Below are 19920 nucleotides of genomic sequence, written 5' to 3' on the forward strand. Positions count from 1 at the left end.
TCTTGACGGAGTGCCAGCTGATAAACCAGCGCCTTCAGATAAGGCGCAAGATAAAGATAACGCAGGTAGTTTAGATGGTGTTCCAGATGAACAGCCAAAAACTACTGATCAAGCAAATCAGCAAGGGAAGTCACAAATTGGGACAACATCTACATCAACTGGACAGGTTGTCCATGATGTAACTAAAGAGCCCGTTGAAACAAATACAGGTGCGTCTATTGTTAGCACCCAAAACGGAAACGTAGTCCTTTCAGATGGTTCTGTAGTGGCTCCAGAAGAAGTTGGTGGAACAGTTAACGAAGATAAGACTATCTCTGTTACTGATTCAGAAGGCAAACTCAAAACACTTCCAAACACTGGGACTGCAGAAAGCATTCTGGGTGCTATTGGAGCCATGTTGTTGACAGCAGTCAGCTACGTCTACAAGAAGAAAATGTTTTAAGGTGAAATGGAAAGGGAAACAATTAAATGACAGAAAAAACACAAGGACACGGATATTTCCGTAAGAAAAAATGGGCTAAAGGCCTAGTATCAGGAATTGCAGTTGCAGGTATTGTAGCCTTCTCTGCAGGTTCTGTATTGGCGGATGAAGCAGTACAGCCTGAAAGCAAAAACGACAACAACACATACGCTAAACAAGCTGGTAAGGCAACAGGAAGCCAGCCTGTAGCGATTGATAATAGTGCAGTAACAAAGGCTGCTTCAACTGCTAAACAAGCTGGAGTAGTTGTGTCTGAGACATCAAGCATTGATAAGGGTACAGATACTACTTCATCAAATCTTGAGCAGTCTAAGGGTGAAATTAAACAAGACCAGGATAAGCAAATCAAAGCACTTGAAGAAACGACTGCAAAACAAGTCGAAAACAATACAGCCTTCAAGGAAGCGCAGGAAGCCATTCAAGCTAATAATAGCTTTGTGGCCACTGAAAAAGGCAAGCACGAAACATCAACAACTGTCACAGTGACGAATGACGGTTCGACTGCCACAGATGGAACTGCTGACAAAAACAAGCAAGCTACTAAAACAGCTAAGAAAGTCTTAGAAGAAAACCAGCAAGCTGTCTCAACCTACCTGGGTGAAAAAGCTAAGTATGATGCTACTGTTGAACAAGCTACTGCTCTAAACAAAGCGGTAGAAAGCGTATCTGAACAGCTGAAGAAAGAAAAGGTTGACGTTAAAGTCGTTACACGTACGGTCTCTTCAGTCGCAGAAGTAGAAGCATTGAAGAAACAAAATGACCAGGCTATTGCGACTGCAAAAGGCAAAGTGGAGCTTAACAAAGCCCTGATGGCTGCCTACACAGAGAAGAAGAATGCTAGTGATCAAGTCAATCAAGATGCTGATCGTAAGTCAGCAGATTTGAAAAAATCTGGTGTACTTTTAACTTCTAAAACACAGGAAGTTTCTTCAGTAGATGAAGCCAACAAAATTGCCAAACAAAACCAAACGGCCTTTGATAAAGCTAAGCAGAACCAGGCTGAATGGCAGAAGAAATACAATGAACTTCAATCTAAAACAAGTACGGAAGGGTTCACAAAAGAGGTTGTCTTACAGGCTCTAAGTCTTGCAACAGCTAATCCTGAAGCAACAGTAGAGTCCTCTGCTTCAGGAGCGCAGGTAACTACCAAAGATTACATCGCTTCATCAAATGGAACATCAGGCTATACTCGTGTTCTAGACTCAACCAAAGTCTTGAAATACAAAGATGTGGGCAATGGTTAGACAACAGAAAATGACTTTAAACAGATCGATTTTGGGAATAGCTATCAGTCGAATCTTGTAACAGTTGAAGTTCCAAACGTTAAGCCAGAGAAACACGTCTTGGACCAAAAGGATAATAAAAAAGTCTTGGACGGCCAAGAAGTACAGATTGGCCAATATATTCGCTATCTACTTGACGGTGTAACCGTGCCTACTAAACACGATAGCCTCTTCCAATATGATGGTAGTGACCAGTTGGATTTGGTTCATGATCGCTATACTGGTAACTGGTCAGGTATCATTCGTGGTTCAGAATATGTCGCTGAAAAAGACCTGGTTCTTCCTTATGACGTGACTATTAAAAATGGTCAAATTATTAAGGCAGGTGACCGAATTCCTAAAGGTTCTATCTATGCCTTCCAATTTGAGTTCGACCAAAGTACAAACTCAGACTTTATCAAGAAAATTGTTAAAGTAACATGGAATGAACAAGAAGGTAAGTGGTCATACACTATTGATAAAGAGTTTCTTAACTCTTTAGGTGTAAAAGGCACGTTCGATACAGACTTCTATCTAGAAGTCGAACGCATTGCAGCTGGGAAGGTTGAAAATACCTTTATCAATACAGTCAATTTACAAGAGATGACGGCTAAAGTGACAACCACAACGCCCGAACCTCCAAAACCTGAAGAGCCAGGAAAACCAAATCCCCAACCATCACTTCCAAACACAGGATCTGTAGCAAGCATGCTTCCAGTTGTGGGAATGATTTTGGGATTGTTGAGTCTTGCAGGTCTTCGTAAGTCGAAAGAAAACTAACTTGATGAACTAAAATGAAAGGATGACCACAAGCTGGGGTATAACTCTCTTGTGGTCTTTATTGAAAGGAGAAAAAATGCAAGTATTTATCGCTTCTGGACGTGTTGCATTCATCCCAAGCGATGCAGTAGGTCAAACTAAAAATGGTCATGCCAGTTTCAAATTTGAGTTTGTTTGTGATTCGAGTATGAATGATGATACAAATAAACCAATTTCTAGTTTCTTCCATGTGCAAGTATACGGAAAACAAGCAGAATTTATGGCTCAGAGTCTATCTAAGGGCTCTCCAATTCTCTTAAAAGGAGAAATTATCCAACGACCATATAACGATGAACAAGGTCAACGTCGGACGTATCAGTTTATTTCCCCAAACCAACAAGGAGGAATCACTTTCCTTGAAAATAAGGAAGCATCTAATCGACGTAAGCAGGAACAACAAGGCTTTTCTCAGCCGACACAAAGTTCTATTCCTCCATCTTATCCTGAACCAATAGATGTAGAATCCCCATTCTAAAGGGATTGAAAGCATACAAGAACACTTGTGTGCTTTTTTGTTGTACAAAAAGTTATATAACTTATGATATAACAATATCTTTTGTCCCTTTAACAAAGAATTTGATATTATCCCTTAGAATAGAGGGGAATTAAAAAATAATAAGAAAGGAGTGCAACAATGGCAAGACAAAAATACAATTATCTGTCTGATGAATTGATTGCAGAATCTCTTCAGGTGACCAATTACTTAGAACAAAGTCGATCTAGTCGATTGAATGTTCTTCAGTTGGATGGGGAGAAATGGTTAGAAAATTACTTTAACCGTTATGAGAAAGCCTCTCCAAGACTACAGTTTCACATATTTCTCTTTTCGAGTTTCTATACTCGAAAAATGGAATGGTTCTTGGAAGGTGTGAGGGGGTAGTCGTTTGTTTGAGTTATTTGAAGTAGTATTTTACACCCTTATCCAAGTGATTCGAGCCAGTTGGCTCAATACCCTCCTTTTTCTAGGAGTCGCAGGTTATTACCTCTTCAGACTTTTTCAACCTTACTTTTTAAGGCAGTATCAGCGGTTACTAAAAAGCAAGAGTAGGCTGAAGCAGATTTTTAAAAGAGGTTGGAAAAATCGTAAAGGAATTGATTGGAGACAAGTATGGAAACAATCAGCTAGAGGGCTGTTCAATTGGATGAAGTCATTCATACCTAAAATATTTGCGCTTGTCTCCCTCATTCTTTGGAATATTCTCTTTCGAATTGTTTATATGATTCCCTTTGTAAAACGGGAACGAAAACGATTTGATAAAGAAATGAAACCCATTCTTTATTTTAAAAGTTACCGCAGCTTCGTTTATATGGGGTTAGGTTTTAGCTTTATTGCTTTTATCTTAACCAATTACCTGGTTACTGTTTTGAGGGCTACAATCCGCTTTCTCTATTTTAGTATCTGGTCGTTTAAAGATGCTAGTAAGGCCGTAAACTTTGACTTAAACAGCCTCTTGTTTCAAAGTTTATTGAATGTAAAAGTCTTTTGGATTGCCCCGATTTTAGCTTTTCCTCTCTTTCTATTGGGCTTAGTTATCGCCTGGAAATCTGCTTGGATCAACTTTGAGCAGTTTCGTGACTACAACCATAATGAGGAGGGGGATGACCGCTTTGTAACGGTTGATGAAATTCGTCGCCAATACAAAAAGATTCCTAATAAAGCTCTAACTTATCCAGGTGAAGGTGGGGCTCCTGTATTTCATGAACTGACTCATGATTTGGCAGGACAAACACTCCGAACGCAAATGTTATGGCAAAATAAGACAATCAGTCGATACGTGACCAATGCGGAGCGCATTTTGGGCATGCAATCTTTTCCTTCGGGATATTATTACATTGAAGATAAGCCGACGAATCTGTTAGGGATTGGGATGACTCGCTCAGGTAAGGGGGAAGGTCAGATCACGACAGCGATTGATATCAACAGTCGTGCGGAGTTGCAGCCATCGCTGGTTCTGGCAGACCCGAAAGGAGAACACTACCAAGCCTCTTACAAAATGATGAGGCAACGTGGCTATGAAGTTGATGTGCTTTCTTTCCAAAATATGGATTGGTCTATGTCCTACAATCCTTTGGCTCTAGCTATTGCAGCTGCCAAGAAAGGTTACTATGAGAAAACGCAAACCTATGTCAATGCAGTCGCAGAATCCATTTTTCCCAAACAAAAAGGTGGAGAGAAGGGAAATGCGGAATACTTCCGTAAGTCTTCTATATCCCTGTTTAATGCTCTTACAATGGCTTTGATGGATCGAGCTAATGAAACCGTTCAAAATGGTGAAGACGATGCCTGGGACACCATTACCATCCCTAACGTTGCGAAATTCTTGGCGACAATGGGATCAGAAGAAGTCTTTGTGGATGGAACGGGGGAAGTCGTTGAGAATCCAACTAGAGAACAACAGGTATCCAAGAAATCAAAAATCACGGTCTATTTTGATAATTTGAGACAAGTGAATCAAAAACAATTCTCCAAATTCAGACAAATGGCAGATATCGAATTTCGTGCCTCAGACTTTGGTGGTGATGAGACTAAAGGAAATGTCTACTCGAGCATGATGACAGGAATCAACCTATTCTTGCAAGACAACGTGGCGAAGCTCACTTCCAAAAACTCGATTGATTTAGAGTCTTTTGCCTTCCCACGTCGATTGTCTGTTAAGTTTAGATCAAGCACCAACAGTCAATTAAAAAATGAGTTCAAGCATAAGACTGCTAAGGTAACCATTACAGGCTTGAAGAAATGGGGCAAAGTTGAAAAGCAAGTCGACTATGTGAAGCAAGCGACAGCTCTTATTGATGGAGAAGGCTATCTGACTTATGCCATCGAACCTAAACTTCCAGATCAGTTTACGGTTACGATTGATTTTAATCATAAGAAAAATGGTAAGTCTCCAGTTCGGGATCGGGTCTTCCAATTCTCAGCTGAAAAAGTCTATCGAAAAGATGGAGATAGTTTAGAACTAGATGAGTATACCAAGAAGCCGATTTTAGATCATATCGATGTAAGGGTTCTGAAGAGCAAAGAAGACACTCAAAATCTTCTCCAAGAGTCGGATATTGAACTGATTTATTCAGATAAACCCAAGGTCATCTACCTGGTAACACCGCCAAACCGAACAGAGTATAATGGGATTGTTTCTTTGTTCTTGGATCAGTTGTACAATGCCAACTATGACCTTGCCCTATCAAATGGGCGGAAATGTATCAATCGTATTCTCCATATCTTGGATGAGTTTACAAACATTCCAGCTATTCCTCACATGGATACGAAAATTTCTATCGGATTGGGACAAAACATTCTCTATTATCTTTGGATTCAAAACTTGGAACAATTGGTTAATGTCTATGGTGAAAATGTTGCGCAAACGATTCTGGATAACTGTTCATTGAAAGTTTACGTCAAAACGACGTCTCCAGATACCAATAAGAGATTTAGTGGGGAGTTGGGTACACGTACCATCACCAGAAGACGGCGCTCCAGCAATATCCTGGACGAAGCCAATCCAAATGTAGCTGTCGAGAATCCAAAACAAGAGTTGTTGACACCAACACAATTGGCCAAGCTTCAGGAAGGAGAAGCGGTTATCTTACGTGGGGTCAAGGGACGGGATAATGTTGGACGTAAGGTCACAACGGATCCAATCTTCGCACATGATAAGAACAGCTTCCCTTACAAGTACATGTTCTTACAAGAGGAATTTGATACATCGATGACTCTTGCGGATATTCCAGTCGAAAGTGCCCACCGTGAGCTAGAACTTCAGGAAATCGCAGTTGATGCTGGTACAGCCTTTAACAATATCATCGACTGGAGGCAACGTTTGACTATGCCTCTTCTCAGCAACAATGGAGAGACCCCTAAACTATCAGGCCGTCACAGTAAAGGACAAAAGGTACAATCCCAATCATTTGCTTCCACAGATGAACTATTTCAGGCAGCTGTAGCTAGTGTTATTCACGGTGACTATGATTATTATGATGACGGAGATGATTTCTTTGCGGATGAAGTTATCTAAAAAGATGTACAATAAGTTATATAAACACTTGCAAGAAAAAATGATGTTTGTTATAATGAGGTAAATAATGATTAGGAGAAAAAATGATGAAAGCAAAGCACTTTTTAAGAATTGTTTTAGTAGGATTAGCCTTGATTTTACTAGGAGCATGTGGTCAAAAATCACCTGAAAGTCTCGCTAAAAATGTGCTAAAAGATAGCTATACAGGCTTTTCACAAGAAGATAGTTATGATAGTTCTATTTTTAGTGGTGGAGTAGGATCTACTTTAAAATTCGATAAAGAAAAGCGAACCATTTCAAATAATGACGGTAAAAGCATTAGGTACAGTGTTCTTTCAGAAGAACAAGTGAAGGCAATTCCAGCCTCTTTCAGAGGAACGATTGTTAGTTTAGAAAGTCAACTGAAAGGAAAGGATAATTTTACTATAGCTGTTGGTGATAACGCAGATAAGCCTGAAGAGGCTGGTGCTTACTATCAAGTCGTCTTGACTGAAGGTGGTAAAAAAATTAGAGTCATTGAATTACTTCGTGGCTATAAAGAAGACAATGCTTTCTATGATTTCAATGGAACAGCAGATTAACTTACAAAAGTCTCAATTATTTGAGGCTTTTTTTATTGTCAGAATTTCATTGTCCCTTTAAAAACGATTTTGCCATTATCGAATATGATAGGGGTATCTTAGAAAGAAAGAAGGTACCTTTAGTGCACTATCAAACCTTTTCAGATTTGATGAATGAGGTCAAGAATCTCAATGGTGAAATCACAGGCGAGAATGCAAAAAAGTTGGCAGAGTTCTATTCCTATTGGAATAACTATTTAGAACCGACTCCTGCATTTATGGCATTTCTCACTTATTTACCAGGAGGGATTGCCAAGGCTCTTTATCAAATCACTTCCAGCCTAGAACATGTTTTTAATAATATGTTCAAGCTCTTTGGTCTCTTCGGTTATCTGGGAGACCAGAAGACGATTATAGGCCAGTTCTTTTACTGGTTTCAGTTATTGGGGACGTCCTTGTTTACCCTGATTTTGGTTGTGTCGGCTGTTGCAGGAGTTTTTACAAAACCAGTCAAATACAAAGGGGTCATTACGAATTTCCTTTTGGTGACTGCTGTAACTGCCGTATTGCCACTAGCTTTGACCACTATATCAACAGCAGTAGCACAGGATGCCATGTCTATCCAGACGGTCACCAGTGAAGCGCCATCTGGTAGTCAACCAACTTCCTCCTTGGCTCTTCAGCCCATGAAAAATAATGTGGTAGACTTAAAAGTTTTGATCTACAAGGATTTTTCTACAGAGTTGTTTCCAATGGATGATTATGGCTATATCAAGCCCGTTCAGGAGGGGTCAACTCCTGTCAATAATATCACGGATGACCCTGCACAGCGGGACACGACTGATTTTGCGACCAAGATTGATTTTGGGGCAAACTATGGTACGACAAATCCAAAACTGTTAAAGGATATGCAGGAAACCGACAAAATAGCAGGGATTAAAGGCTTGTTCCTCCATAAGTTGAATTCCAATAATACTGGAGTTGAAAGCATTACAGAACACCGAGTCATTAATCAATTGAGTGCTTTTGAATCAGTTTATATGCGCTATAAAGTCAACTGGATAGGGATGTTCCTCCAGTATATTATCCTTGTTGTTCTTTTGGTCAGCATGATCATCAAGCTCGTCAAATCAGTTTTTGATATTCTGATTGAAGCAATGATTTCTCCGATTCTCGGCTATAGTTCTCTATCAAACTCAAAGAAATACAAAGAGTTGTTAAGAACGATTGGCGGTGCCTTGGCAGGAATCTTCTTTGAAGTTATTATTATGCGTGTAACCCTTGAGATTTTCAGAGATTTACCAATCCTTTCTGTCTCAGCTGTATCGAAGCTTTCTGGCGGATTCTTTGACGGACTCAACATTTGGGAACAGTGCCTAGCAGCTGCCTTTGTTTATGTTGGAGTATTCTTCGCAGCCATGCAAGGAGTTGCCATGATAGAGCGCTGGCTTGGAGTTTCAACAGGTCATAGTGAAACAGCTCAACAACTGCTCGGAGCTATGATGATGGGCAATGCCTTTGCGGCTGGAGCAGGCGGTCTCTTTAATGGTAGTATGGCACTTGGCCAATTTGGTATGGATATGGCACAAAAAGCTCCAGATGCCCTGTCTAAAGGAAGTCAGATCCTAGGAAATAGCCTTGCCAGAACTGGAGGTGGTATTCAAGGTGCTTTGAACTCTGTAAAAGACCAGGGCTTGATGAATGCGGCCAAAGGTGGTGTAAGTAATATGGTTGATTTGGCAGAATGGAAAGCATTTGAAGCTATGCAAAATACGAAAGGGGCAGTTGGCAACGTTTTAGATAAGCTGGATGATAAGGCTGTCTCTGCTCAAAATGCGACCTATAACGCATTGAAAAATGATGCAGTTCCTGGTATTAATCAGCATGGACCAGTTGATATTCCTGAGCCTCCAGTCGATCCAGTAACAACGGAGGCGCCTGTTGTCGATCCAACTCCTTCAGCTGAAGGAGAGGAGCCACCAATCCAAGATTCAACTCCACCAGCAGAAGCACCAGTTTCAGAATCGACACCGCCAGCACAGCCTGAACAGCCTGATTCTTCTCAACAAAAACTTCAACAGAGTATGAATCAAATGAACTACATGAACCAACAGATGCAACAAGCAGGGCAGCGTATGCAGGGAGGACGTCATATCACAGGTGCTGAGAGTGAAGACGAAGAAGAATAGGCTGAACTATGGATCTAACAGGGAAGAATATTGTTATCACAGGAAGCCTACGTCCTCTAACTCGAGAAGAAGCCATACGTTTTTTAGAAAGTAAAGGAGCTGTCGTTCAAAACTATGTATCTTCTAGGACAGATATATTGGTTTTAGGACACAAGCAGTTGAATCTTTTTGATCCAGATAAAAGGTCTAAAAAGCATGATGCAGCACTTAGACGAATATCAGACGGTCAATCCATCACTTTCCTTTCAGAAGAATCATTCTTTGATCTAGTTAAGAAGTCTCAAGATTGAGGCTTCTTTTATTACACAAAAAAGTATATAACTTTTTATGTACTTTATTCCTAAAGGATGATAGTGAAAATGCTATTGTCCCTTTAAAAGATATTTTCGATTATTCATTATAATGTGAGTGTCAAAACAAATATAAAGGAGAAATTAATGTACGGTGAAAAATACGGTGTACCTAGAGATATCTACGCCAAAATCAAGATTATAGGTCTTCTTATCCTAGATATTGCTTTTGTAGGAATTACTGGAGTAATTGCTTTGAGCGTTGGCTTAAAAATCTTTCCTAAAAGCCAGTGGATACAGATGTTCGCATTCATTTTTTTAACGCCAGTTATGAGTTTGTATCTGGTGTTGCCAGCTAACGGTGGCAAAAAGAATTGGCACAGCATGTTTCTTTTCTTCAGACGAAGAAGAAAACGTTATATTAGCTTGAATTATATCAGAAGGAGAAAACCATAATGGCGATTAAACAAGTTCAACCCTCAAAAAACAAGAAACGCCCTCTGGGACGTATCCAAGAAACAAAGAAACAAACGCAGGAATATTTTGATTTACATTCTTGCGTTGAGTTGTTAGATGTAAAATCAATCATTCCAAACAGCCAGGCTTATATTCAGTTAGTTGATTATGGTTACTTGCAGCTGATGGAGATACCAGGTAAAGATTTAGGATCGATGTCTTATAACGAGGTTATGAGAACTATTGAAAATTTTGAAATCTGGTTGACTCGATTTGGACCGAATATCCAAATAGAGACGACAACTTTACCAACAAATACAGATACGCAAATTTTTGACTTGCGTCATCATTTGGATTTAGTGCGACAAGAAATGTCTAAGTTATCAGTAAATGATAGACGTTTTTTACAACTCAAGGATCGTGAAATTTGGCTTAAAAGCCAAATTAAAGTTGAAGAAAGCATCCGACAAGAAGTCTATAATACAGAGTTTATACTGTGGCTATTTGCGCCTACAACAAGCGAATTGGACGAATTGGTTCGTAAGGCTAAAACCTATGGAAATAATGATTTTGTTCCACAAGATATCAGCTACAGGAAGAAAATTCAGATTATAAAGCAATACAACAATATGAATGAGAAAGTGTAGGAGGGATAGCATGCCTGATTTATCAAAACGTAGACAAAGACAACTAAAAAATGAAGGCTATGACCTTGCCTTTATTAGCCAGATTCAACCACAAGGAAATATTGATTTTCAAAAGGATGACCGCTCCTGGATAAGCGGAGATGGACACCATACGGTCTTACACTATTATGAGTATCCAACTGAAGGAATGGATCGTTTTTGGCTTTCTGAACTGTTGTTGATCCCTGGAACACGTTCCTTCTTGTCACTGTACAAGGAGGATAATAGACAACTTCAAAAAGAGATTGAGGACTCTATTGAAGAAAAGTCAACACGGATTACAAACAATAGCAAAGTAACCAATAATCAGAAAGAACTAGATGAAATTGAGAATCTTAATAAACTAAGCCGTGAGATTGATAAGCGAAATATAGCTATGTATGGGATGTATATTCGTGTCTTTGGGTTTGCATCAACCAAAGAAGAATTATTTAAGAAGGTTGAAGAAATCAAAGACAAAACGTCGAAATTCAAATCCACTATTCTATCTGGAGAATTAGATTTTGAATACCATGCCCCATTTATTCCAGCTGAATACCAGATTGATTTGCCTAATCACCGAAGAGGAATACCTACTCCAGCTCACTCAATAGCTGGTGGATATTTCTTTAATCATACGAAGCTAGAAGATGAGAAAGGCTTCTATCTTGGATGGACTCCAACGAACGGAGCGGTAAATTTCAATTTTCTAGAACGTGACGCGAAAAGAACACGATCCTTTATGATCCTATCTGGAAATCCAAAGATGGGACAGCGTTCCTTCCTTATGAAACATACAGACGGCCTCTATGCGAAGGGGCATTATATTCGTAACTTTGATGCTACTGGCCAGTTTCTTGATCAGACACGAAAACAACATGGATTGATTCTTGATTTATCAGGTGAGGCTAACCGTATCAATATCTTCCAGGTATTTCCAACAGTAACCAATGAAGCAGGAACTGAAATCGATAAGAAGAAATCTTACAACCTTCATATCGAGAAACTGAAGAGTATCTATAAACTCCTGAATAACGAAGTGACAGGAGATGATTTAATCACATTTGGAACTCTCCTGAATGAGTTTTACATTGAAGAAGATTTGTGGGCTCGAAATCCTTCGTTGAATCCAGAAAAATTGAAAGCGACGGATATTGTGAAGGAAGAGTATCCTATTCTGTCTGATTTTATTTTGTTTGTTGATGCCTACAAACGTCGACTGGAACAAAGTTCTAGCATGGATAAGGCTGAAATCAAAGCTGTTAAGCGTATTTACAATACATTTAACGAGCTATTGACAACAAACGCAGAAATTTTCGAGGGAACAACAGAGTTTCAAGATATCTCTTCAGAGCAAGTTGTGACATTTGACTTCTCAGGGTTGAAGAACGCCCCTCATTTGCTAAATGTTCAGATATTCTCTGTTCTTTCACTTGTCTCTGCTGATATTGTTAATAACGGAAAACGCTGTAAGCAACTACTAAAGAAACGGCCTGACTTAACGGAGATGGATATGCAACACTATATTGTTAATATTAGTGGGGCACAGACACTTATTAATCCAAAGCACGAAAGTAGTGTTAATCTCCTGGCTGATATGATTGATACAATGGGGGAAAACTTTGCTGGTGTTGTATTGTCTGTTAATTCACTACGTGGAATTCTGTTTGAGACAGGTATCGGCACTCATAAGGATCCGTATGTGACTGCTGTTCAGAGGATTTTTGGTCTGATGCAATATAGAGTTTTTGCTCAGACGGATGAAACAAGTGTACCTCTACTAGCTAACGCCTTATCTGGCTCAATGAATCAGTCTGAACTAGAGACTTTGCCTCGTCTGGCGAAAGGACAGTTATTCATGAACATTGCAGGAGTTGGAAACCTAGTATTTAACCAACAGTTGTTAGCTCCTGAAGTTGAGCGCTATGGTGGTATTGAATAAGAAAGGAAGATAAACCAGGATGGCCAAAAATAAACTAGGAATGATTGCAAGGACTAAGCAGAGATTTGATCAATATGTGTTGATTCGTAAATATCGCATGAAACAAGAAAGAGATTATTTCGCTTCAGAGGGAGAATCTGATCCAAAACGCCTGGAAGCACAAAAGGAACGAGATAAGGAGTTTTTGAACGGTCTCAAAAAAATAGGTATAGGGTTTATTGTATTTTTAGTTTTTTATGGAATTTTGCGAACAATATTAGGATTGTGGTAGATAAGCGAGGTATCCATGAAAAAAATATTTAAACTGAAGATCCTCATCCCCCTTGTAGCTCTTCTATTAATTGTCAATGTTGGGATAACCATGTTAGTTGGGATAATGGGAGCTGTAACCAATAATGGAAGAAATGATTGTGGTGCCGTAGAAACAACATCTTCAACTGGCGACTCAACAGTTTCTTCAGCTGATGGTTCCATCGATGACTTTGTAAAAAAGCATAAGGAAGCCTATATCTTGTCTTGGAAGGCAGGAGGTTTCCTACCTTCAGCCTCTATCACTCAAACAATGATAGAGAATGGGTTCAATTTTACGAATCCTAATGGTACTTCCTTCTGGAAGGCTCATAACATGGGAGGTGTTAAAACCTCTAGCAAAAGTAATTTTCCAGTTACTCTTGCGACGTATGGTGAAGATAGTGTTGATCTAACAGGAACAAAGCCTGGAGCAAATGTTGGAGACGGCACAGGAGGAGCTTATACATGGTTCTCTAGCTATGATGCAGGGATTGTAGGGAAAGCTGAGTTTATGGCTCACCAGACACTTTATAAAGGGGCTATAAACAATACAAATGGCATTGCTAGCCTATCTGCTATAGCAGATGGTGGATGGGCAACAGATGGCACTTATAAGAGCAAACTAACTGATATGTACCAAAAACTAGGTACAAAGTATCAGTGGCTTGATAAGGAAGCTATTGCTGCTCATGGTGAGAAGCCCTATGAAGGATCCAGTACACAAGATGTCAGTTCTTCAGATAGTGTGGTGTCTTCTTCAGCTGAAAAAAGTGGATGTGGTGAGTCTGGTAGTAGTACCGATGGAACGGGAACTGTCCCTTCAGATGCGACTGCGTGGGGGTACAAACCAGAAGACTTACCAGATAGCTTGAAACCATTCATTATTGATCCTAAGAGCTTAGGTATGGATTATGCTAAGTCTACAGGATGGTATAATCCTGGAAGTGACGAGTATGCTGGCCAATGTGTGAATCTTACAATTAGTATTGGAAATCACTTATGGGGTCATTCTGGTTCAGTTCAAGGTGATGGGAAAGATCAGGCAGCAGCTTGGGCATCAATATTCGGAAATTCAGTTAAGACTACACCTAAAAGAGGCGCTATTTTTTCTACACAGGTAGGGGGCGGAGGATATGGACATACTGGAATTGTATGTCATGTTTTTGAGAATGGCTCCATCTTGTTTGTAGAACAAAATACACCTCTGAGTGGTTGGGATCAGTTCAAAACTCCATATACATGGAATTATCGTATTTGGACTAAATCACAACAACAAGAACAGGAAATCTCTTTTGCTTATCCTGATGACAGAGAAGCTAAATTAAGTTCAAATTAAAAGGAGGATATGAGATGATTGATTGGATAAAAGAGAATATGGTTATGTCTATTGTAGTAAGCACTCTATTGATTTTGGCAGGAATAGGGATTGTATCGAGTTTCAGGCCCTCTCAACAAACTAAAATAGAAGAAACAGCCCAGGTGAGTTCTTCAGGAACCGCTCAAAACGAACCGTCTTCTAAAGAGGAAACAGCAGACGAGAAGAATTATCGTACAGCTAAGTTAAAACTAGAGCGTCCCTATGCAGAGGCAAGATTAGAAGACAAAAAAGAAGTGTTAAAAGCCTTTGAAGAAGCAGTAGCAGATATAAAAAAGACGAAGTTTCTGCCAAATGTCAAGGGAACAATCGAGAATCATTTATCTATGACACAGAATGCGATGGTTCAAACCTTTGCGATGGCTCTTCTGACGAATCAGTATGATTTTCAACCTGAACAATTGGAAGTGATGCCAACTGAATCAGATGATGTTATTCAATTTTTAGTTGTTCTAACTAAAAATGGAGAAGAGAACAGCTATTTCGTTGGAAATTTCAATACTACGGTTCAACAAATCCAGCTAAAAGCCTATGTTGGTGGAAATATAGGTGGTACATACGGATAACAAGTTGCACAAAAAGTTATATAACTTTTTGTGCTTTTATATTGACAATTAAAGTTGTTTTAGGTATAATTAAGTATATAAAAAGTTATATAACAAAATACACAATTATCCAAGGAGGGAATCATGAAGATTCAGACTACAAACTTAGGGAAAGGTGGCGGTGGTAAGACTACAGATACCTTTAATGAAGGGGATTGGTTGGCACGTGTTAAGGGGCTTAGAACACTGCTTATTGATGGAGCTTGGGAATGCAATTTGACAAGAACATTTGATGTAAAATGCGAGAAAACGGTCTATGATATATTTACGACTGGAGAGTATGAAATTGTTCCAATATCAGAAAATCTCAGTTTGATTTGTGGTGATGAACGTTTGACAGATGAGCAGTTAGATCTTGCTAGTCGAAACAACAAGTATCTCCAGTTGTTTATGTGGTTTAGCGAACATTACGAAGAGTTAGAAGCACAATTTGATGTCATTTTAATTGATACGCACAATGATGAGAGTTTAGTTACAGCAAATTTTATAGCTGTATCAGATATTGTCTTGGCTGTTTCTGATGCCTCTCTTAATGGTTTTCGTGCCTGGTTATCTTTGAAAAATTTTGTAGACTTCATTAAGAGCGAAGCTATCGAAGTTATTACTAAGAAAAGCTATGTTAAAGCAGAACCTTATCTTATTGGAAATAAGATTAAATATGTTGGAAACAATGTAACAGACACCTGTAAACAATTTTTAGAAGTTGTTGAAGAAGATCAGGCTTACCTGGGATCTATCCAGGAGAAAGAGCTCATGGCCAAGAGTCTTGTAATCAGTCAGAGTGTCTTTGAGCAGTATGAAGAGATGACAGCTAACCAACAAGAGACACATCAAAAGTTTTATGATAATATAAACTACGTATATGAAAATATTTTGAGTGTGTTAGAAGGAGAGGTAGCATGACAGAGAATCGATTCGCACAAGTAAAACAAACATTCCAAAGTACACCAAAGAGAGAAAAGATTCCTTCGTCTAGGAAACAAAATCAGGAGGCTAGAAAGTCTCCTGAAAGCTACAATAAAAAGCAACGTTTCCCTTTCTCTCTGCATCATAATGTTCGATATGATATGTTAGATGCTTTAGTAGAGTTTCACGGTGAAAAATCAGCTTCATCTTATCTTGAGAATCTGATTATAAGAGAATGGGAAAAGATGGAGCGAAAGAAAAAATAACGTTCTATAGGTTATCTTACCAAAAACTATTTAGCCTCCACATATAAGGAGATAATAAATTTTAAAATATTACTGATGAAGTAGGAGGAATCTATGATGATTTTCATTGATATTAAAAGACTTGTTCAGCTATTCTTTATTTTTATCGGAGCTATAGCAGTCTATGTATTTTATAAGACGTTTGGTCTTAGTATGGTGTTTATAATTGTTTTAGGATTGGCCGTTTTAAAATTCGCTCCAGCTTTCTTTCCAGTTGTATTATTACTGTATTTGGGACTTCACTTTACAGGTGGTTTTTCCTTTATTGCAGATGGAATTGTGACGGTTTTATGGAGTATTATTTTGATTCCTATGGGGATAGCTACTATTGAGATGAGCAAATCCTATTTGAGTAAGAAAGAGAAACCCTGGTATGACAAGTAAGAGTTTATCTGAAAAGATAGGCTCTTTTTTTGTCAGAACAAAGGATTATTTGAACATTCAGGTCAAAATTTATTAAAATAAGCGTAATTTTAATAAGGGAGGATTCTGAATGGCTTTCTTTGATGAGAGAGAACTAAAAAATCAATTGCTGTTTCAAAATGCAAAAGAATTTTATAACTTTGTTTCTAGATATGATGAGGAGATGATTCCAGTCATGAAAGCAAAGGGCTATACCTGTATTCATTCAATGGAGCGAACCGTCGCTTTTACATTTGGAGAGTTTACTTTCAGAAGAAGACGTTGGAAAAAGGGAGATCATTGGGTGATTCCAGTAGATGAGAAGTTAGGGCTTCAGAAGAACGTCCGCTTCTCCTGGGAATTTATGTATCAGGTGGCTAAATTATCTACCTTAATGCCATATGATAAAGTAACTCAGGTGATTCAATTGACTTATCACATCTCTATCACAAAGCCAATTGTAGTAAAAGCTGTAAAAATTTGTGAGAAGTTATTGGAGGAAAGAGATGGCTATCGATATTATGAAGAGAATAAAGAAGTTAGCAAAAGAAAAGCCCAGGTTATTTATATTGAGGGTGATGGTGTGATGGTTAAAGCACGTGACACACAGAAGGATAATAAACATTACGATTTATCCCATTTTGTAGTCCATACGGGAAGCCAGAAAGTTGGCAGCAATCGATTTGAACTCCAGGACAAAAAGGAATTTATTGGTCTTGACAATCGCTTAGTGAGGGAGCAGGTGATCGATTATCTATTCAATAATTATGAAGTTACGGATAGGACTTTATTGATCACGAACTCTGATGGAGGTCATGGATATACACCCTACGTTTTCAAAGAGATTGCGAAGGTTTTGCGAATTAAACGCCACGAACATTTCTGGGATGAATACCATGTAAATAAAGAGTTAAAGAATTATCTAAAATTTTACTCTGAAGATCTATTAGAGAGAGCTTTCCAGGCGATTAAGCAACATGATAAGCAGTTAATGAGAACTGTCCTAGATACGACTGAAAGTTATATCGAGACAGAAGAAGAACAAGAGTTGTTTGAGAAGTTCAAGAGTAAAATATTGAGGAATTTCCAATACACCAAACCAGCCGAACAGAGAGGATTCAGTCATGCAGGGATCGGGATAATGGAAAGTCAGCATCGTAAGGTCACTTATAGAATGAAAAAAAGAGGAATGTATTGGACTCTTGCTGGAGCTGAAACGATGAGTCGGATAATTGTTTTGAATTATGAGGATTCCTTGAGGGAACTATTCTTTGGCAACTGGAGAGAGGATTATGAAAAATTTATTTCTTTAGAGGAAGTTTCTGCTTATACCATTAAAAAAAGAATGAGTAAAACGGAAAAAGAAAATACATCTAGATATCAATGTTACCCTGATAGTAAAAGATTATCTTACTTCCGAAAACAATAGAAGTAAATAACAAAGTATATAAAAAGTTATATAACAATAACCTTTGTAAAAGAAGGTCTTTTTGTGCTACAATTAAACATAAAATGCTTGCACGGTATGTAAAAATGTGTTATAATTTACTTAAATTAATCGAATAAAAAAAGACGAAAAGTGCGCTAACACTTCTCGCCTTACCGAGTAAGAACTCGTCCTTCTTACTCAGTCTTTAATTAATGATACCTGATAAGTGTATCAATGTCAAGACTGAGCAAGAAATTTGTTCAGTCTTTTTTTAAAACTCGGTGACGTTCTCCTAAAAAATGTATGAATTTAGGCATTCTAAAAAATTCTACCGCATACTATTTCGTTAAGAGGCTTGTCAAAGCCTAGGTTTCTTGTTATAATAGATAAGATGGAGGCGTTATGGCACTAAAAAAAGCAAGCCTAGCTTGTGCAGTTTGTGGTTCAAGGAATTATTCAATCAAAATTAGTGGGAACCCCAAGCCAACACGACTAGAAGTAAATAAATTTTGTAAACATTGTGGAAAATATACGACACATAGAGAAACGAGATAGGAGAGAACGATGGGCTTTATTAAGGATATTTTTAAACTTCTTAAAGAAACAACTTGGCCAACTCGCAAAGAAAGCTGGAGAGATTTTCGCTCTATTATGGAATACACAGCCTTCTTTGTGGTCATCATTTACATTTTTGACCAGTTGATTGTATCAGGTTTGATTCGATTTATTAACATTTTTTAGAAGAAAAGTGGAGAAGTTCTGCTAACTTTCTTCTATCATATGTATGAAAGGAAATATCATGGATAGTTTTGACAAGGGATGGTTTGTTCTACAAACTTATTCTGGCTATGAAAATAAGGTAAAAGAAAATCTATTGCAACGTGCGCAAACATATAACATGTTGGATAATATTCTACGTGTTGAGATTCCAACACAAACCGTGCAAGTTGAGAAAAATGGAAAGAAAAAGGAAGTTGAAGAGAATCGCTTTCCAGGTTATGTCCTTGTAGAAATGGTCATGACCGATGAAGCATGGTTCGTCGTTCGAAACACACCTAACGTAACAGGATTCGTCGGCTCACACGGTAACAGATCAAAACCAACTCCACTTTTGGAACAAGAAATCCGTGATATTCTGGTTTCAATGGGACAAACTGTTCAAGAGTTCGATATTGATGTTGAAGTTGGCCAGACAGTCCGCATCATTGATGGCGCTTTTGCAGACTACACAGGTAAAATTACTGAAATTGATAACAACAAAGTGAAGATGATTATCTCTATGTTTGGTAATGATACGATTGCAGAAGTGAATCTCAACCAAATTGCAGAATTATAACCCCAGAGAGGCTTTGCCTCTCTTTTTATGTGCCGTTGGGGGAGGAAGAAGTATAGAATAGAGGAAGTAGACCCAGTGGCTCGCGCATTTTGCTAAACTAAATGCAGAAAGGAGAGGTCTATGAATCTAAAAGATTTATATGAAGAAAGTAAGGGAATCGTCCATAAGTGTCGCAAAGATTATCATTTGCATCTGTGGGAGAAAGAGGACTGGGATCAGGAAGGCATGTTATGTCTGTATGAGCTGGTGAGTTGCAACCCAGAGTTACTAGAGGGGGAGCGCCATCGACTTTATGTCTGCTTTAAAACAAAGTTTAGAAATCGTATCCTAGATTACATCCGTAAACAGGAAAGCCACAAGCGCCGTTTTGACAAAGAACCCTATGAAGAGGTGAGTGAGATTAGTCATCGTCTAGGAGAAAAAGGACTCAGGCTGGACGATTATTATCTCTTTCACGAACTTCTAAAGAATTACAAATCAAAGCAGAGTATGGAAAAACAAGAGTTAATAGACCGTCTAATGGGAGGAGAAGTCTTTAGAGGACGTAAAGCTCTCCTGAGAGAACTTTCCCTTATCTTTTCAGAATTTCGGTAA

21 protein-coding genes and 1 pseudogene are annotated in these 19920 nt (G+C 38.6%); all 22 read left to right on the top strand.

Annotated elements, in window-relative coordinates:
• On the top strand, window positions 1-442 hold a 442-nt coding region (locus tag HMPREF3057_RS05700; protein ID WP_257370896.1), incomplete at its 5' end, for an LPXTG cell wall anchor domain-containing protein.
• Window positions 443-468: 26 nt separating this feature from the next.
• A pseudogene (locus tag HMPREF3057_RS05705) lies at window positions 469-2523 on the top strand (LPXTG cell wall anchor domain-containing protein).
• A gap of 76 nt (window positions 2524-2599) precedes the next feature.
• Complete coding sequence (locus HMPREF3057_RS05710) at window positions 2600-3037, top strand: single-stranded DNA-binding protein (protein WP_070696834.1); 438 nt, start codon at window positions 2600-2602, stop codon at window positions 3035-3037.
• Between the two features lie 159 nt (window positions 3038-3196).
• Window positions 3197-3442 carry a hypothetical protein gene (locus HMPREF3057_RS05715; RefSeq protein WP_000113750.1) on the top strand — a complete coding sequence of 82 codons (246 nt, stop codon included), beginning with the start codon at window positions 3197-3199 and terminating at the stop codon, window positions 3440-3442.
• A 4-nt stretch (window positions 3443-3446) separates the two neighbouring features.
• The gene (locus tag HMPREF3057_RS05720) at window positions 3447-6575 is read left to right on the top strand and encodes a VirD4-like conjugal transfer protein, CD1115 family (RefSeq protein ID WP_070696836.1); all 3129 of its coding nucleotides are present in this window, start codon (window positions 3447-3449) and stop codon (window positions 6573-6575) included.
• Window positions 6576-6658: 83 nt separating this feature from the next.
• Window positions 6659-7156 carry a hypothetical protein gene (locus HMPREF3057_RS05725; RefSeq protein WP_083312814.1) on the top strand — a complete coding sequence of 166 codons (498 nt, stop codon included), beginning with the start codon at window positions 6659-6661 and terminating at the stop codon, window positions 7154-7156.
• Between the two features lie 122 nt (window positions 7157-7278).
• On the top strand, window positions 7279-9324 hold the full coding sequence (locus tag HMPREF3057_RS05730; RefSeq protein WP_070696840.1) for a pLS20_p028 family conjugation system transmembrane protein: 2046 nt from the start codon (window positions 7279-7281) through the stop codon (window positions 9322-9324).
• 8 nt (window positions 9325-9332) lie between these two features.
• Window positions 9333-9614: a BRCT domain-containing protein gene (locus tag HMPREF3057_RS05735; RefSeq protein WP_070696842.1), complete on the top strand. Its 282-nt coding sequence runs from the start codon at window positions 9333-9335 to the stop codon at window positions 9612-9614.
• Window positions 9615-9761: 147 nt separating this feature from the next.
• Window positions 9762-10070 carry a DUF5592 family protein gene (locus tag HMPREF3057_RS05740; protein WP_070696843.1) on the top strand — a complete coding sequence of 103 codons (309 nt, stop codon included), beginning with the start codon at window positions 9762-9764 and terminating at the stop codon, window positions 10068-10070.
• Entirely contained in the window at window positions 10070-10717 is a 648-nt protein-coding gene (locus HMPREF3057_RS05745) for a hypothetical protein (RefSeq protein WP_070696845.1), read from the top strand. Before HMPREF3057_RS05740 ends, HMPREF3057_RS05745 begins: the two co-directional genes overlap by 1 nt.
• A 10-nt stretch (window positions 10718-10727) precedes the next feature.
• The gene (locus HMPREF3057_RS05750; protein WP_070696847.1) at window positions 10728-12677 is read left to right on the top strand and encodes a virulence factor; all 1950 of its coding nucleotides are present in this window, start codon (window positions 10728-10730) and stop codon (window positions 12675-12677) included.
• A 19-nt stretch (window positions 12678-12696) separates the two neighbouring features.
• The gene (locus HMPREF3057_RS05755; RefSeq protein WP_001107250.1) at window positions 12697-12948 is read left to right on the top strand and encodes a hypothetical protein; all 252 of its coding nucleotides are present in this window, start codon (window positions 12697-12699) and stop codon (window positions 12946-12948) included.
• Between the two features lie 15 nt (window positions 12949-12963).
• Window positions 12964-14304 (top strand): CHAP domain-containing protein, encoded by a 1341-nt coding sequence (locus HMPREF3057_RS05760; protein WP_070696849.1) that lies wholly within the window; start codon window positions 12964-12966, stop codon window positions 14302-14304.
• 14 nt (window positions 14305-14318) lie between these two features.
• Window positions 14319-14909 (top strand): hypothetical protein, encoded by a 591-nt coding sequence (locus HMPREF3057_RS05765; RefSeq protein WP_070696851.1) that lies wholly within the window; start codon window positions 14319-14321, stop codon window positions 14907-14909.
• A gap of 123 nt (window positions 14910-15032) precedes the next feature.
• Window positions 15033-15851: a ParA family protein gene (locus tag HMPREF3057_RS05770; protein WP_070696853.1), complete on the top strand. Its 819-nt coding sequence runs from the start codon at window positions 15033-15035 to the stop codon at window positions 15849-15851.
• Window positions 15848-16120, top strand: a complete 273-nt coding sequence (locus HMPREF3057_RS05775) for a hypothetical protein (RefSeq protein WP_049510582.1) — start codon at window positions 15848-15850, stop codon at window positions 16118-16120. Before HMPREF3057_RS05770 ends, HMPREF3057_RS05775 begins: the two co-directional genes overlap by 4 nt.
• A gap of 93 nt (window positions 16121-16213) precedes the next feature.
• Window positions 16214-16543: a hypothetical protein gene (locus HMPREF3057_RS05780; protein WP_070696855.1), complete on the top strand. Its 330-nt coding sequence runs from the start codon at window positions 16214-16216 to the stop codon at window positions 16541-16543.
• Between the two features lie 109 nt (window positions 16544-16652).
• A complete protein-coding gene (locus HMPREF3057_RS05785; protein ID WP_070696856.1) occupies window positions 16653-17990 on the top strand; it encodes an ISLre2 family transposase in 1338 nt (445 codons plus the stop codon).
• A 402-nt stretch (window positions 17991-18392) separates the two neighbouring features.
• Window positions 18393-18545, top strand: coding sequence for a 50S ribosomal protein L33 (gene rpmG, locus HMPREF3057_RS05790; protein WP_001809375.1), 153 nt, complete (start codon window positions 18393-18395; stop codon window positions 18543-18545).
• Between the two features lie 9 nt (window positions 18546-18554).
• Window positions 18555-18731 carry a preprotein translocase subunit SecE gene (gene secE, locus HMPREF3057_RS05795; RefSeq protein ID WP_000505776.1) on the top strand — a complete coding sequence of 59 codons (177 nt, stop codon included), beginning with the start codon at window positions 18555-18557 and terminating at the stop codon, window positions 18729-18731.
• Window positions 18732-18789: 58 nt separating this feature from the next.
• Window positions 18790-19326 carry a transcription termination/antitermination protein NusG gene (gene nusG, locus HMPREF3057_RS05800; protein WP_000376732.1) on the top strand — a complete coding sequence of 179 codons (537 nt, stop codon included), beginning with the start codon at window positions 18790-18792 and terminating at the stop codon, window positions 19324-19326.
• Between the two features lie 120 nt (window positions 19327-19446).
• Window positions 19447-19920 (top strand): hypothetical protein, encoded by a 474-nt coding sequence (locus HMPREF3057_RS05805; protein WP_001049305.1) that lies wholly within the window; start codon window positions 19447-19449, stop codon window positions 19918-19920.

Origin of the sequence: Streptococcus sp. HMSC072D05 (genome assembly GCF_001815805.1) — a bacterium.
Lineage (GTDB): Bacteria > Bacillota > Bacilli > Lactobacillales > Streptococcaceae > Streptococcus.